We start from the raw sequence: 13,768 nt of genomic DNA, 5'->3' as shown, positions 1-13,768 counted from the left end.
GACTAATCCTTGTTTTTCGCTATATCTTTCTCGACTAATACGTGGTCAAACACTTTACGCACGACAGGAGCACCATTACTCGAGCCTCCGCCAGCGTTTTCTAGAACCACAGTGACGATTAATTGTGGGTCATCTATTGGAGCAAAGCCGGTAAACAATGCGTGGTCACGCAAGTGTTCGGCTATTTCGTCCGCGTTGTACTCTTCGTTTTCGCCTAAGCCAAATACCTGAGCGGTACCGGATTTACCCGCGCTCATATACGGAGTTTTGGCGAACGCTCGGCGTGCCGTACCTTTACGACCATGGTTTACTAGGCGCATACCTTCTTCGGCTATGTCCCAATAACGATCTTTAACCCCAGTGATTGGCGGGTAGGTGACAATTTCAGCCATCGAGTTGGTATTAAACTCGGCCCCATTCTCTATGGTGGCGCGCAATAGGTGAGGCGCAATGACTTTACCACGGTTGACGACGACCGAGGTGGCTTTAGCAATTTGCATTGGTGTTGCTGTCCAATAGCCTTGTCCAATCCCCACAGGGATCGTATCCCCTTGATACCAAGGAGTGCGGTGACGCGCCATTTTCCAATCACGCGTTGGCATGTTGGCTTTACTCTCTTCATGAATGTCGATGCCGGTGTAGTCACCAAAGCCAAACATCATCATCCATTGTGAAATTCGGTCAATTCCCATGTCATAAGCGACTTGGTAATAGAATGTATCAACTGACTCTTCAATTGACTTGATCACGTCTACTTTACCATGACCCCAACGTAGCCAGTCGCGGAAAGGCTTTGTTTTTGAGTTCGGTATTTTCCAATAACCAGGATCGTTGCGAATCGTATTTGGCGTGATGACCCCTTCTTGCAAAGCGGCCACTGCCATCATCGGTTTAATCGTTGAAGCTGGTGGGTAGATCCCCAGTGTTGCGCGGTTGACCAATGGGCGATTTTTATCATTAAGCAGAGCCCGGTAAGCTTTACCTGAAATGCCATGCACAAAGGCATTCGGATCATAACTTGGGCTAGATACCATTGCGAGTACCCCATTGTCATGAGGGTCAAGCACCACGGCACTGCCACGACGTCCCGCGAGCAGATCATGTACATAGGTCTGCAAGTTGATGTCGAGGTTAAGCACAATGTCTTTACCAGGGACGGGTGGAATGTACTTTAAGACACGAATAATGCGTCCGCGGCTGTTGACTTCGACCTCTTGGTAACCTGCCGTACCATGGAGTAAGTCTTCGTAGTAACGCTCGATGCCAAGTTTACCAATATCACGTGTGGCTTGATAATTAGCGTCTTTTTCTTCTCGGACAAGACGTTGCATATCTCGGTCATTGATACGGGATACATAACCAATAACATGCGTCAGTATTTCACCATATGGGTAGTAACGCTTCAGGTTGGCATTGACTGCAACCCCTGGGAACTTATGCTGATTGACCGAGAACTTGGCGACTTGTTCTTCTGTTAACTGGGTTAGGATTGGAACGGACTTAAAGCGGCGCGTTTGGCGACGCTCTTTTTGGAAGCGCTCAACTTGCTCAGGTGTGATGTCAAGAATGGCTTGAAGACGCGTAATCGTGTCGTCCATATCCTTGATTTTCTCAGGCGTGATCTCCAAGCTGAATACTGGGCGGTTTTCAGCCAAGAGCACACCGTTACGATCGTAAATAAGACCGCGGTTAGGCGCGATAGGGACGACTTTAATTCGGTTATCGTTTGAGCGAGTTTTATAGTCTTGATACTGGTTGACTTGAATGTTGTACAAGTTCACCACCAAAAGACCCATCATCACGACAATACCAAGAAAAGCGACAATCGCCCGGCTAGCAAATAGGCGAGATTCTTCTTGGTAGTCTCTGATTTTGGTGCGTTTCCTCAACATTGACGCTTATTCTCGATGGTATGGATGGTTAGCAGTAATGCTCCAAGCACGATAGAGGCTTTCTGCCATCACAATACGTACTAGTGGATGAGGTAAGGTCAGCGCAGAGAGCGACCAACTTTGATCGGCGGCAGCTTTACATGCTGGTGCTAACCCCTCAGGGCCTCCGATCAAAATAGACACATCACGGCCATCAAGCTTCCAGCTTTCTAGCTGTTCAGCCAACTGTGGCGTGTCCCATTTTTTACCAGGGATATCGAGAGTAACAATTCGATTGCCTTTAGGCACGGCCGCGAGCATCGCTTCGCCTTCTTTTTGCAGAATTCTTGCAATATCGGCATTTTTACCGCGTTTGCCAGCGGGAATTTCGATCAATTCCAAAGGCATATCATGAGGAAAACGGCGTTTATATTCTTGGAAGCCTTCTTCAACCCACTTGGGCATTTTTGTGCCAACGGCGATTAATTGCAATTTCATCGCTTAGCCCCATAGCTTTTCAAGCTGGTACATTTCACGTTGCTCTTCTTGCATCACGTGTAAAATGGTATCACCCATATCGACCACAACCCACTCACCTTCGACTTCACCATCGATAGCCAGCGGCTCAAAACCAGCCAGTTTCGCTTCACGAGCCACGTGATCAGCAATTGAGGCAACATGACGCTTCGACGTACCGGTACATACGATCATAAAATCGGTAATGCTTGATTTACCTTGCACATCAATAGTTTGAATGTCTTGTGCTTTCATGTCGTCTGCTTTGTCTACTAGAAATGCGTTAAGTTGTTGGTGTTGCAAATTGATATCCTCAATGACGCTAGGCGGTAAACCGCGGTTGTTGGAGTATTTTGGGGTGGCAGATTATAACACGCTTTTTACAGCTTCACTTGTGGTAAGCAGAGCTCAACACTCAGTTGATGCAATAATGGCCAGCTTGGTTGGTCATACTGGGTTTTAGTTAAGATTTCAGTTTGGGCTAAAAGTTGCATCAAACTTTGTAAACGATGGATGCTTAAGCGTTGCATCGCCGCAGAGTAGAGCGGGCGTTTGTTTTGCCAAATACGATAACTGTCAAATACTTGGGCAATTGAGCTGCGTTGTGCTTGTTGCTGCATCTGTAATAGCTGGGTCAGCTCTTTTTGGATGGTGCGCACCAAGATCACGACCTCAACACCTTCAGCTTCCAGTTGGCGTAAAATTCGTTGTGCTCGATTTCCTTTACCTGCCAATAGGGCATCAACCCAGTGAAAGGCGGTAAAGTGGTTATGGCGGCTCAATGACTGCTCTAAGCGTACCATGTTGAGTTCGCCATCAGGGTAGAGCAGCACCAACTTCTCTAGGCTTTGAGCTAGAGCAAACAGGTTCCCTTCGTGCCACTGTGCCAACATCTGTACTGCTTCGGCATCAGGCTTTAAACCAAGTGCTCGGCAACGAGTTTGAACAAATTGAGGTAGACGTTGCAAATCCGGGGCGAGACAGTTTACCCAGCACCCATGAGCATGGAGTGTTTTAAACCACTTGGCGCTCTCTTGTGCTTTGGTTAATTTTGTTCCAACAAGGACCAGTAATATATCGGGATGCAACATCTCAGCAATGCTAACAAGCTCTTTGGCAATCGCAGCATTGACGCCGGACTCAGGTAATTCAAGTTCAATCAGTTGACGTGACGAGAATAGGCTGAGTGCTTGGCAGCAGTCATAAACTTGATGCCAATCGAAACTGGCATCAATAGCAAATCGATGCCGTTCTTCAAAACCTTGTTGCTTGGCTGCATGCTGAATGGCTTGACGTGATTCTTGAAGAAGCAGAGGTTCGTTGCCAAACAGCAAGTAACATGAGTGGAGCTGTTTGCTCAGTTGATCCGCTAGGCGGTCAGCAAAAATACGCATTACGATCTCTTATTGTTCAAGCAGTGGCTGCTCTATATCAAGAGAGTTGGTGTCATTTTCGATAGTCTGGATTTGGTAGTCTTGCTGGGCGTTTGCACGTTGTTGTACTTTTTGCTCATCAAGTTCTTCACCCGTTAACATGGTGCCATTTTCGATGTCTGCTTTTAGTCGTGCCATTTGGCGTACAATCTGAGTCGCAGCCAGTTTACGCATTTCGTCTTCAATCATGTCACGCTCAACCGATTTTGCTAATGCGGTTAGCGGGTTGTCGAGGTAGCTGCGCGTTACGCTGGTCGAAAACTGACGAGAACCTAATTCAGGAATGGTCACGCGGTAAGAGGCATTGAGTGTTAGCTCTTTTTCCGCAGCGCGAGTGTTTTGGTAAAGAGATAGCGTACGCTCACTCACGCTCTCGCCGAGCAGGTGTAAGTTAGGGACATTCGCCGCAGGTGGCACCACTTTTACATCGTTCATACGTAACTGTCCGCGCATCATACGAGTAAAGTTACTGTATTGGTCGTAACTAGTGAGTGACATGGTGTCGAGCTCTTCAGGAATTGAATAGTCGCCTCTTAAATGGAAACCACAAGCAGTCAAAAGAGTGGCTGCTAGTACAACACTAGTCAACTTAATAGAGGATAGGGAAAATAGACGCATTGACGTACGGCTCTCTGTTATTGGTTATTTATCTGAAGTCACTCACTTGCTCATCGGCGCAGAAAATGGCTTGAGATAAATAAACAGGGTAGACGGACTACCCTGTTAGTTATTTTATCGCGCTTGCAATGAGGCTGCTGAAACAACCTCATATGTTTAGCGCTTGCTCACTAAATCTTATTAATCAAGAGTTAGTTAGCAACGATGTTGAGTAGTTTACCCGGAACGTAAATGACTTTACGGATCGTTAGACCATCGGTGAATTTAGTCACGTTTTCATCGTTTAGACCAAGTTCTTCCACTTGCTCTTTAGTTGCGTCAGCCGCTACCGTCAGTTTCGCACGTAGTTTGCCGTTAACTTGAACTACGATTGTCTTTTCGTCTTCAACCAGCGCTTTCTCGTCGAATGTCGGCCATACCGCATTGTCGATGTCTGCTTCACCTAGCGCAGCCCATAGCTCGTATGAGATGTGTGGAGTGATTGGGTAAAGCATGGCAACAACGGCTTTTAGCGCTTCATCAAGGATTGCACGATCTTGTGCCGATTCTTGAGGTGCTTTCGCTAGCTTGTTCATCAATTCCATGATGGCAGCGATTGCTGTGTTGAATGTTTGACGACGAGCGATATCGTCTGTCACTTTCGCGATAGTTTTGTGAACGTCACGACGAAGTGCTTTTTGCTCACCCGAAAGTGCAGATGCATCGACTGATTCTGCTGCGCCTTTCGCTGTGTGCTCTTTCACTAGTTTCCATACACGTTTCAGGAAGCGGTTAGCACCTTCTACGCCAGACTCTTGCCACTCAAGTGTCATGTCTGCTGGAGAGGCGAACATCATGAATAGACGCACAGTGTCAGCACCGTACTTGTCTACCATCTCTTGTGGGTCGATACCGTTGTTCTTAGACTTAGACATCTTGATCATGCCTGAGTGCTCAACGTTGCGACCTTCGTTGTCAGTCGCAGAAGTGATGCGGCCTTTACCGTCACGTTCAACTTTAACGTCAGTTGGTGCAACCCACTCTTTTCCGCCTTTCTCGTTCTCAAAGTAGAACGCATCAGCCAGTACCATGCCTTGACACAGTAGTTGCTTGAATGGCTCGTCAGACGTTACGTAGCCTGCATCACGAAGTAGCTTGTGGAAGAAGCGCGAGTACAGTAGGTGCATACAAGCGTGCTCGATACCACCGATGTACTGGTCTACTGGTAGCCAGTAGTTCGCTTTTTCTGGATCTAGGATATCGTCTGCTTGTGGTGAACAGTAGCGCGCGTAGTACCAAGAAGATTCCATGAAGGTATCGAAGGTGTCAGTTTCACGCAGCGCAGGTTCGCCGTTGAACGTGGTCTTCGCCCACTCTTTATCTGCTTTGATTGGGCTTGTTACGCCATCCATCACTACGTCTTCAGGAAGAATCACTGGTAGTTGATCCGCAGGTACAGGGTGAACTTGACCGTCTTCAGTGGTTACCATTGGGATTGGTGCGCCCCAGTAACGTTGACGAGATACACCCCAGTCACGTAGACGGAAGTTAACAGTCTTAGTGCCTTTGCCTTCTGCTTCTAGCTTCGCTGCGATAGCATCGAATGCTGCTTGGAATTCTAGACCGTCGAACTCACCTGAATCGAACAATACACCTTTCTCTGTGTATGCTACTTCAGAGATGTCTAGCTCGCTGCCGTCAACTGGCTTGATCACTGGCACGATGTCTAGACCGTACTTAGTTGCGAACTCGTAGTCACGTTGGTCGTGTGCAGGAACGGCCATTACTGCGCCTGTGCCGTAATCCATTAGCACGAAGTTAGCTACATAGACAGGTACTTCACGACCGTTTAATGGATGAATGGCAGTAAGGCCTGTTGCCATACCTTTTTTCTCCATTGTCGCAAGTTCTGCTTCTGCTACTTTGGTGTTTTTACACTCTTCGATGAACGCTGCAAGTTCAGGGTTGTTCTTCGCCGCAAGTGTTGCAAGAGGGTGACCCGCTGCAATACCAACGTAAGTGACACCCATTAGCGTGTCAGGGCGTGTCGTGTAGACTTCAAGGTCTTGTTGACCTTGAACTTCAAACTTGAGTTCAACACCTTCAGAGCGACCGATCCAGTTGCGCTGCATGGTCTTAACCATTTCAGGCCAACCTTCAAGCTTGTCTAGATCGTCTAGTAGCTCTTGTGCGTATTCAGTGATTTTAATAAACCACTGTGGAATTTCTTTTTGCTCTACCGGAGTATCACAACGCCAGCAACAACCGTCTTCCACTTGCTCATTAGCTAAAACAGTTTGGTCATTTGGACACCAGTTAACAGAAGAAGTCTTCTTGTAAACTAACCCTTTTTGGTAAAGCTTAGTGAAGAATTCTTGCTCCCAACGGTAGTACTCTGGAGTACACGTTGCGAACTCACGATTCCAGTCGTAGCCAAAACCTAGCAGCTTAAGCTGGTTTTTCATGTATTCGATGTTTTCGTATGTCCAAGGCGCTGGTGCAGTGTTGTTTTTTACTGCTGCGTTTTCTGCAGGTAGACCAAACGCGTCCCAACCGATAGGTTGCATGACGTTTTTGCCTTGTAGACGTTGGAAACGAGATACCACATCACCGATAGTGTAGTTACGCACGTGACCCATGTGCAGTCGACCACTTGGGTATGGGAACATTGATAGACAGTAGAATTTTTCTTTATTTGGGTCTTCACTTACAACAAAGGTCTTGTTGTTGTCCCAGTTCTGTTGAACCTTCTGTTCAATATCTTGTGGGTTATATTGCTCTTGCATCGATGATATCCGGTTATCTTGGAAAGTGTGAGTTCAGTTAGAACAGACAATAATAGATCGTCATAGAATACATAAAGGAGCAAGGTTCAACAATAGCCAACACTCTTCATCATAGAGATTGCGGCACTGTTGGCGGCTTTATCTCTCTTCCTGAGGCATTGATCGCTCATGAAGAGGGTGTTATCCAAAGCTGATAACACTGAATTTATAGGTTCAGGTTGTTGGGAACCACAAAAGGGGGTGACTATGGCTAAACGTAAAACAGGTTATGAAGATATGTTTGAGGACGTGGTTGAAGCGCTCAAACATAGTCCGGACGAGGTTAACCATGTGCTAGAAACCTCAGGAAAATACGTGGATGCAGCAAATGATATGACCAAAGATGAGCTAGCGCTTATCTCTGCTTACATGAAATCGGATTTAAAAGAGTTTGCAGATAGCTATGAAGACTCGAAGAAAGGTCCGTTTTATTTGATGGTGGCAGACTCTATTTGGCAAGGGCTGTTGGAAATTACCGACAGAACCAAGGTTGAATGGGTCGAGTTATTCGCCGATCTAGAACATCAAGGCTTATATGAAGCTGGAGAAGTGATTGGCTTAGGTACTTTGGTGTGTGAAGAGTGTGGTCATCAAACCCAATACAACCATCCCACCGTTATTATCGCATGCACCCAATGCGGGCATACCTCTTTCTCTCGACGAGCATTAAAGCCTTAATGTGGTGTTGAAATAATCAAGGGCTCTGAGAGCCCTTGATTCGTTTTAGCGTTTTGTTTGCTGTCTGGTTCGCCACGTAATGGCAAGACAAAATGCCACCCAGAGGTATAGCGGCCAACTGCCGTATCCGTGATACGGTGTTTGTCCGGTGGTTGAGGTAACTTGGGTGCGCAAGACGCCCGTTTCAAACTGCGGCAATTGAGCGGTGATATTACCTTTAAAGTCTGTGACTGCTGTTACGCCGTTGTTGGTTGAGCGAATCACTGGTTTGGCAAACTCCAAAGCACGCATACGGGCAATTTCCATATGTTGTAATGGGCCGATTGAGCGACCAAACCATGCGTCATTAGAGAGCGTGAGGATAAAGTCTGTGTCATCGGTGATGTTTTCTCGCACTTGCTCGCCAAAGATAATTTCGTAGCACAGAGCTGGCGCCAATTGCTTGCCGTTAGCATCAATATTAGGCTGGATAAACTCACCACGACTAAACGAAGACATCGGTAAGTTAAAGAACGGGGCGATTGGACGAAGTATCTCTTCAAATGGCACAAACTCGCCAAACGGTAGCAAATGGTGTTTATGATAACGTTTTTCGAGATCGTAGCTGTAATCACCATATGCGGTGTCACCTAACGAGAGAATGCTGTTGTAAAAGCGACGCTGCTCATCTTGGTTGACTACCCCAGTAATAACGGCGCTGTTATGGGCTTTTGCATTGCTATCTAGGTTGGCGAGAAATGAGCTGATTTCAAACTCAAATGCTGGAATCGCAGCTTCTGGCCAAATGATAATATCGGCATCCCAGTTTTGGCGGGTAAGGTCGATATATTTCATGATGGTTGGCCAACGTTGACTCGGTACCCATTTGAGTGCTTGCTCGATGTTGCCTTGTACTAAAGCGACTTTAGTTGTGCTGTCTGGATTCAGTGTTACCCAGTTGATATTGCGCAGTCCAAAGCCAGTCGCAAGAATCACTGCTGGAACGATAAGTGTGAGCCAATGTCGATTGAGCAGGGCATAGCTGATTGCTCCTGAGCTGATGACAATTAATAGGGTGATCAGTTCGACACCACCAATAGGGGCAAAACTTGCCAGTGGTGAATCAATTTGACTGTATCCAAGCCATAACCAAGGAAACCCGGTCATCACCCAGCCGCGTAGCCAGTCACTGACCAGCCACAATGCTGGAGCCAGCACAAAGAAGCGCGTTCGGTTATTGTTCGGAGCAAAGCGATTAAGCAGCCCGGCAAATAGGGCAGGATAGATGGCGAGATAACCGACCAGCATCGTCATGAGCAACAGACTAGCAAACTTGGGCATGCCACCAAAGTTGTCGATGCTGACGTGAACCCAACTGATGCCAGTTGCAAATTGACCAAATCCCCACGCGTAACCAATCCATGCCGCTTTTTTGGCTGATTGTCCACTAATCAAATAGAGTAGCGCTGCCACGCTGACAAAAGCGAGTGGCCATACTTGATAAGGTGCGAATGCGAATGTTGTTAAAGCGCCAACAAAAGCGGCCCCTAGGGGCCGCTTGAGGCGATGAAATAGATTACTAATCATCGTATTATTCTTATTGAGAAGAATGGTGGATTATTCTTCAACTGGTTGAGTGAATTGCTCTTCATCGGGCACGGTAACTTGCAGTTGAACAACGCGGCGGTTGTCTGCGGCAGTTACTTTGAAACTGTAGCCATCAATCTCTACAATTTCGCCACGTGAAGGTAGATGACCAAATGTTGTCATCACTAAACCACCCACCGTATCCACTTCTTCATCACTGAACGAAGTTCCAAAGGTTTCGTTGAACTCTTCAATAGTGGTTAGGGCTTTGACAGCAAAAGTGTGTTTGCTTAGCTTGCGAATATCCAGTTCTTCTTCATCGTCGAACTCATCTTCGATGTCGCCGACAATTTCTTCCAAGATATCTTCAATCGTTACTAGGCCTGACACGCCACCAAACTCATCCACGACGATTGCCATATGGTAGCGCTCTTCACGGAATTCTTTTAATAGACGGTCAACACGTTTGCTTTCAGGTACCACGACCGCAGGGCGAATCACTTGCTCGATATCGAACTCTGCGCTGTTGGAACCAAGGTACTTAAGTAGGTCCTTCGCTAGTAGAATGCCTTCCACATGGTCTTTGTCCTCGCTAATCACAGGGTAGCGAGAGTGCTGAGCATCCGTGATTAAAGCCACTAGGGCATCAAGGTCATCGGTACGTTCAACCGTTACCATTTGCGAGCGCGGGATCATAATGTCTCGTACTCGCATCTCGGCGATTTCCATAACACCCTCAAGCATGTCGCGAGTGTCGTGGTCAATCAGGTCATTAACTTCAGAGTCACGGATAACATCCACAAGCTCTTGGCGGTCTTTTGGTTCACCTTGAAATAGTTGACCTAGGCGTTCAAAGAAGGACTTTCTACTCGGACCTTCAGATTTTTCTTTCTTACCTTCTACAGATGAGGGCGAATTGTCTTCGTTCATTGTGTCTCATTACAATAACGCTATCAGAAGTGTGATAGCACACATTGGAAGGCAAAGCGGCGAAAAAACGCGGTAGCTTGCTTTCCACCAAGTAACCTAAGTTACTCTTTTTCTGCAATATATGGGTCAGTAAAGCCCATTTTTTGCATGATCTCTGTTTCGAGCGATTCCATCTCTTCAGCTTCATCGTCTTCGATATGATCATAACCTAGCAGATGCAAGCTGCCATGTACAACCATATGAGCCCAATGTGCTAATAAAGGCTTATCTTGCTCAATTGCTTCCTGTTCAACCACTTGTCGGCAGATGATTAAATCGCCAAGTAGATTAATCTCGATACCCGGAGGAGCTTCAAATGGAAAAGACAGCACATTCGTTGGCTTGTCTTTGCCACGGTATTCTAGGTTGAGCTGGTGGCTTTCTTGCTCATCAACGATGCGCACAGTGACTTCCGCTTCTTTTTGAAAAAGCGAAACCGCGTTGCTTAACCATGAGTGAATTTCATCGAAACTAGGCAAGCCTGCTTCATCTTCGACTGCCAATTGTAGATCGAGTTCGATTGTCATTACTCTTTGTTCTCCGGTGCAGATAATAGCTCTGCTTTTTGTGCTTCAAGTAGTTTGGCTTCGCGTTCTTCGCGGCGGCGTTTTTCGAATTCTTTACGCTCTTTTTGATCTTGTGCTTCCCACTTCTCATAAGCATTGACGATACGAGCAACCACCGGGTGGCGGACGACATCGTCAGATTGGAAGAAGTTAAAGCTGATCTCATCCACTTCATTCAGCACTTCAATCGCGTGGCGTAAGCCTGACTTTGCTCCGCGAGGTAAGTCAATCTGGGTAACGTCACCCGTGATAACCGCACGTGAGTTAAAGCCGATTCGAGTCAGGAACATTTTCATTTGTTCCACGGTGGTATTTTGGCTTTCATCAAGAATGATGAAGGCGTCATTGAGAGTACGACCACGCATGTATGCCAGTGGTGCCACTTCAATCACGTTACGTTCGATCAGTTTCTCTACGCGCTCAAAGCCCAGCATTTCAAACAAAGCGTCATAAAGAGGGCGAAGGTATGGGTCAACTTTTTGGCTTAAATCACCTGGTAAGAAACCTAGTTTCTCACCTGCTTCAACCGCTGGACGGGTAAGCAGAATACGGCGAATTTCTTGACGCTCTAGGGCATCAACTGCCGCAGCAACCGCAAGGTAAGTTTTACCTGTACCTGCCGGACCAATACCAAAGCTGATATCGTGAGTGACCATATTGACCAAGTACTGCGCTTGGTTCGGGGTACGAGGTTTGATCACGCCCTTTTTAGTCTTAACGAAAACTTCTTTGCCGTGTTCGAAAGATGACTCAGTGCTTTGTTCAAGTACGCCAGTTTCTTTGATCGCCAGATGGATCTCTTCCGGTTCGATATCAGGAATATTGCCACGTACAGGAGCGGTGTTGACGTAAAGAGTTTTGATTATTTCAAGCGCGGCTGCTGAGGTGTGGGGTTTTCCCACGATGGTGAAGAAGTTGCCTCGGTAGCTGATTTCGACACCTAAACGGCGCTCTAAATGCTTGATGTTGTCATCGAATGGACCGCATAGGCTAGCTAAACGGCGGTTGTCTGCAGGTTCTAGATCGATCTCTAGAGTTACGATTTTATTGCTCAAAGTTACCTCTCATTGAAGCCATATTATGGAGAGCTGACAACGACCAGCTCTCCAATGGCATAGATACCAATTCAGTCAATTGTATTGGTATGTACGAGCTTATGGCGTAAACGTTGCAACACCTAGCTCGTCTTCGCGACGTGTCTTCGCCATCATCTGTGTTGGTGAAATCACGCTACGAAGATCCATATCTTTTTCTGTGCGCACTAGCTCACCACGTAGTGAGTTAGCAAATACGTCGACAATCTTAACATCAACAAACTGACCAATCAGCTCTGCACTGCCTTCGAAGTTAACCACACGGTTATTTTCGGTACGAGCACGCAACTCCATTAGGTTTTTCTTCGATGGACCTTCAACGAGAACGCGCTGTTCGGTACCTAACATCAGGCGTGAGTAACGCATTGCTTGTGCATTGATAGTTTGTTGTAGTTCATACAAACGCTCTTTCTTCACGTCTTCAGCGAGATCACATGGGTAATCTGCCGCAGGTGTACCTGGACGAGGTGAGAAGATAAAGCTGAAGCTCATATCAAAATCGACGTCTTTGATAAGCTTCATGGTGTCTTGGAAATCTTTGTCTGATTCACCAGGGAAGCCAACGATAAAGTCTGAGCTGATTTGAATGTCAGGACGTGCTTTACGTAGCTTACGGATGATTGACTTGTACTCAATAGCCGTGTGTGGACGCTTCATCATGGTCAGTACGCGGTCACTACCACTTTGTACTGGAAGGTGTAGGAAGCTCACGAGTTCAGGCGTGTCTTCGTATACAGCGATGATGTCGTCAGTAAATTCTAGTGGGTGGCTAGTGGTAAAGCGAATACGGTCGATGCCATCGATAGACGCAACAAGGCGTAGCAGTTCAGCAAATGAGCAAATATCGCCTTCATGCGTTGGACCGCGGTATGCGTTTACGTTTTGACCTAGAAGGTTAACTTCGCGTACACCTTGCTCAGCAAGCTGAGCAATTTCGTACAGAACGTCGTCCATTGGGCGGCTAACTTCTTCACCACGAGTGTATGGTACCACACAGTAAGTACAGTATTTTGAGCAGCCTTCCATAATGGAAACGAATGCCGTTGCACCTTCAGCGCGCGGCTCTGGTAGACGGTCAAATTTTTCAATTTCAGGGAATGAGATATCCATTACAGGCGCTTCGTTAGTTTGCGACTGTTTAATCATCTCTGGTAGACGATGCAGCGTTTGTGGACCAAAAATTACGTCAACAAATGGTGCACGTTCACGGATGTGATCGCCTTCTTGAGTCGCTACACAGCCACCCACACCGATCACAACACCCGCTTTTTTATCTTTAAGTGTTTTCCAACGGCCTAGTTGGTGGAATACTTTTTCCTGCGCTTTTTCACGGATCGAACAGGTATTAAGTAGAAGTACATCTGCTTCATCAGGGTCTTCTGTTAGCTCATAGCCATTTGCAGCGTTAAGCAGGTCGGCCATTTTCGATGAATCGTATTCGTTCATCTGGCAACCCCAAGTTTTAATTAGCAGTTTCTTACTCATCTCACTTTCGCTCGTGTTAAATCTTAAAATCGGTTGAACTACGCTAAGAGTGTTAGTTCAAATTATAGCCGCCCTCTCGGCGGTAAGCGGCGTATTGTACTGCTTTAAAAAGCACCTGACTAGTGTTGTGGCTAAATCAGTCAAAGCCCGAAATTACAAGGGCTTTAC

Annotated in this window: 12 protein-coding genes; 1 reads left to right on the top strand and 11 read right to left on the bottom strand. The window is 46.7% G+C overall.

The genetic code is table 11. From position 1 onward, the window contains the following. Positions 1–2: 2 nt before the first annotated feature. The 6 genes from mrdA to leuS form a co-directional block, all read right to left on the bottom strand. The gene (gene mrdA, locus GZK95_RS11315; RefSeq protein ID WP_075715847.1) at positions 3–1,892 is read right to left on the bottom strand and encodes a penicillin-binding protein 2; all 1,890 of its coding nucleotides are present in this window, start codon (positions 1,890–1,892) and stop codon (positions 3–5) included. 6 nt (positions 1,893–1,898) lie between these two features. Beyond that, positions 1,899–2,369 (bottom strand): 23S rRNA (pseudouridine(1915)-N(3))-methyltransferase RlmH, encoded by a 471-nt coding sequence (gene rlmH, locus GZK95_RS11310; protein WP_005476695.1) that lies wholly within the window; start codon positions 2,367–2,369, stop codon positions 1,899–1,901. Positions 2,370–2,372: 3 nt separating this feature from the next. Continuing rightward, positions 2,373–2,690, bottom strand: a complete 318-nt coding sequence (gene rsfS, locus GZK95_RS11305; protein WP_075715846.1) for a ribosome silencing factor — start codon at positions 2,688–2,690, stop codon at positions 2,373–2,375. A 77-nt stretch (positions 2,691–2,767) separates the two neighbouring features. Further along, positions 2,768–3,781 (bottom strand): DNA polymerase III subunit delta, encoded by a 1,014-nt coding sequence (gene holA, locus GZK95_RS11300; RefSeq protein ID WP_075715845.1) that lies wholly within the window; start codon positions 3,779–3,781, stop codon positions 2,768–2,770. A 9-nt stretch (positions 3,782–3,790) separates the two neighbouring features. Beyond that, positions 3,791–4,438 carry an LPS-assembly lipoprotein LptE gene (locus GZK95_RS11295; RefSeq protein WP_075715844.1) on the bottom strand — a complete coding sequence of 216 codons (648 nt, stop codon included), beginning with the start codon at positions 4,436–4,438 and terminating at the stop codon, positions 3,791–3,793. Positions 4,439–4,629: 191 nt separating this feature from the next. Then, positions 4,630–7,203 carry a leucine--tRNA ligase gene (leuS, locus tag GZK95_RS11290; RefSeq protein ID WP_075715843.1) on the bottom strand — a complete coding sequence of 858 codons (2,574 nt, stop codon included), beginning with the start codon at positions 7,201–7,203 and terminating at the stop codon, positions 4,630–4,632. A gap of 246 nt (positions 7,204–7,449) precedes the next feature. Between leuS and GZK95_RS11285 the strand changes: the two genes are divergently transcribed. Next, on the top strand, positions 7,450–7,920 hold the full coding sequence (locus GZK95_RS11285) for a zinc ribbon-containing protein (protein ID WP_075706675.1): 471 nt from the start codon (positions 7,450–7,452) through the stop codon (positions 7,918–7,920). 45 nt (positions 7,921–7,965) lie between these two features. Here GZK95_RS11285 and lnt read toward each other — a convergent pair whose 3' ends face one another. From lnt to miaB, 5 genes are all read right to left on the bottom strand, one after another. Beyond that, positions 7,966–9,486 (bottom strand): apolipoprotein N-acyltransferase, encoded by a 1,521-nt coding sequence (gene lnt, locus GZK95_RS11280; protein WP_075706674.1) that lies wholly within the window; start codon positions 9,484–9,486, stop codon positions 7,966–7,968. Positions 9,487–9,516: 30 nt separating this feature from the next. Next, positions 9,517–10,416 carry a CNNM family magnesium/cobalt transport protein CorC gene (corC, locus tag GZK95_RS11275; protein ID WP_075706673.1) on the bottom strand — a complete coding sequence of 300 codons (900 nt, stop codon included), beginning with the start codon at positions 10,414–10,416 and terminating at the stop codon, positions 9,517–9,519. 101 nt (positions 10,417–10,517) lie between these two features. Continuing rightward, a complete protein-coding gene (gene ybeY / locus GZK95_RS11270) occupies positions 10,518–10,982 on the bottom strand; it encodes an rRNA maturation RNase YbeY (RefSeq protein ID WP_075706672.1) in 465 nt (154 codons plus the stop codon). Next, positions 10,982–12,076, bottom strand: a complete 1,095-nt coding sequence (locus tag GZK95_RS11265) for a PhoH family protein (RefSeq protein ID WP_075706671.1) — start codon at positions 12,074–12,076, stop codon at positions 10,982–10,984. Before GZK95_RS11265 ends, ybeY begins: the two co-directional genes overlap by 1 nt. Positions 12,077–12,175: 99 nt before the next feature. Beyond that, on the bottom strand, positions 12,176–13,600 hold the full coding sequence (miaB, locus tag GZK95_RS11260) for a tRNA (N6-isopentenyl adenosine(37)-C2)-methylthiotransferase MiaB (protein ID WP_075706670.1): 1,425 nt from the start codon (positions 13,598–13,600) through the stop codon (positions 12,176–12,178). Positions 13,601–13,768: the final 168 nt, after the last annotated feature.

It is taken from the genome of Vibrio panuliri, from assembly GCF_009938205.1.
In the GTDB taxonomy this organism is placed as follows: domain Bacteria; phylum Pseudomonadota; class Gammaproteobacteria; order Enterobacterales; family Vibrionaceae; genus Vibrio; species Vibrio panuliri.
The sequence above is the reverse complement of the archived record's forward strand: the minus strand, read 5'-3'. Positions and strand labels throughout refer to the sequence as shown.

Excerpts from the sequence above, each read along its gene's own strand:
- mrdA (WP_075715847.1), bottom strand. The coding sequence starts at position 1,892 with ATGTTGAGGAAACGCACCAAAATCAGAGACTACCAAGAAGAATCTCGC.
- rlmH (WP_005476695.1), bottom strand. The coding sequence starts at position 2,369 with ATGAAATTGCAATTAATCGCCGTTGGCACAAAAATGCCCAAGTGGGTT.
- holA (WP_075715845.1), bottom strand. The coding sequence starts at position 3,781 with ATGCGTATTTTTGCTGACCGCCTAGCGGATCAACTGAGCAAACAGCTC.
- GZK95_RS11295 (WP_075715844.1), bottom strand. The coding sequence starts at position 4,438 with ATGCGTCTATTTTCCCTATCCTCTATTAAGTTGACTAGTGTTGTACTA.
- leuS (WP_075715843.1), bottom strand. The coding sequence starts at position 7,203 with ATGCAAGAGCAATATAACCCACAAGATATTGAACAGAAGGTTCAACAG.
- GZK95_RS11285 (WP_075706675.1), top strand. The coding sequence starts at position 7,450 with ATGGCTAAACGTAAAACAGGTTATGAAGATATGTTTGAGGACGTGGTT.
- lnt (WP_075706674.1), bottom strand. The coding sequence starts at position 9,486 with ATGATTAGTAATCTATTTCATCGCCTCAAGCGGCCCCTAGGGGCCGCT.
- corC (WP_075706673.1), bottom strand. The coding sequence starts at position 10,416 with ATGAACGAAGACAATTCGCCCTCATCTGTAGAAGGTAAGAAAGAAAAA.
- ybeY (WP_075706672.1), bottom strand. The coding sequence starts at position 10,982 with ATGACAATCGAACTCGATCTACAATTGGCAGTCGAAGATGAAGCAGGC.
- miaB (WP_075706670.1), bottom strand. The coding sequence starts at position 13,600 with ATGAGTAAGAAACTGCTAATTAAAACTTGGGGTTGCCAGATGAACGAA.